Consider the following 266-nt stretch of genomic DNA (forward strand, 5'->3'; position numbering starts at 1 on the left):
TTTTCTAATCTGTTACAACCGGATCGTCGTCATTGCCGCGCGGACTTTTGTTGCGGCTTGACCGCATTTTCTAATCTGTTACAACGAGCAATGGTGGCAATGGTTCGCGTCATTTGTTGCGGCTTGACCGCATTTTCTAATCTGTTACAACCCGCCAATATGTTAAGGCTTTCGACATGACGTTGCGGCTTGACCGCATTTTCTAATCTGTTACAACTCTTTTTCACCGGACTGGATATCGCCGCCTGTTGCGGCTTGACCGCATT

Annotated in this window: 1 protein-coding gene; it reads right to left on the bottom strand. The window is 47.7% G+C overall.

Features of this window, described 5'->3' with window-relative positions; genetic code table 11:
* Nucleotides 1-29: 29 nt before the first annotated feature.
* The coding region (locus H3S94_RS11840) for a hypothetical protein (protein ID WP_210328031.1) at nucleotides 30-266 on the bottom strand (237 nt) is incomplete at its 5' end.

Source organism: Bartonella sp. B10834G3, assembly GCF_016102505.1.
GTDB classification, from domain to species: Bacteria; Pseudomonadota; Alphaproteobacteria; order Rhizobiales; family Rhizobiaceae; genus Bartonella; species Bartonella choladocola.